This is a genomic window from Atopobacter sp. AH10 (assembly GCF_003664595.1).
In the GTDB taxonomy this organism is placed as follows: domain Bacteria; phylum Bacillota; class Bacilli; order Lactobacillales; family Aerococcaceae; genus Atopobacter.
In genome coordinates, this window is the sequence record NZ_QXPZ01000016.1 from 1 (window position 1) to 800 (window position 800).

Sequence of the window (800 nt, forward strand, 5' to 3'; positions counted from 1 at the left end):
TTTTCTATGGTCTTACCATCTTTTCCATATTTCTTCTTTTGGATTATGATGGTTACTTTGCCGGTCTTTGGATCTGTTTGGGTGGTGATTTCTGGACTTAGGCCGTCTTTTCCATCTTTACCAGGGTCACCTTTTTCACCGTTCTTGATCTCAAAGGATTGAACTTCTTTGCCATCCACTTTCACGATAACTTTCTTACCAATCACTTCATTGGTCTTAGGATCCTTGATGTCTTCGGTTGTGATTTCTGGTGTCTTTCCATCTTTACCGTCTGTTACTTTGATTGGATCGCCATCATTTTCTATGGTCTTGCCATCTTCACCATATTTCTTCTTTTGAATGATGATGGTAACTTTTCCAGTCTTAGGGTCAGTTTGTGTGGTGACCTCTGGACTTAGACCGTCTTTACCATTATTTCCGTCTTTACCATCTGTTACCTTGATTGGATCACCATCATTTTCTATGGTCTTGCCATCTTCACCATATTTCTTCTTTTGAATGATGATGGTAACTTTTCCAGTCTTAGGATCAGTTTGTGTGGTGATCTCTGGACTTAGGCCGTCTTTGCCGTTTGTACCGTTAGTTCCATTTGTACCGTTAGTTCCATCTTGACCCTTTTCACCGTTCTTGATTTCAAAGGATTGAACTTCTTTGCCATCAACTTTCACGATGACTTTCTTACCAATGACATTGTTGGTCTTTGGATCAACGATATCTTCAGTTGTGATTTCTGGGGTTTTACCGTTTAGTCCATCTTTACCGTCTGTTACTTTGATTGGATCGCCATCATTTTCTATGGT

1 pseudogene is annotated in these 800 nt (G+C 39.9%); it reads right to left on the minus strand.

The features are described 5' to 3' along the window. Positions 1–800, minus strand: a pseudogene (locus D3H64_RS10195) (hypothetical protein); the annotation flags it as partial.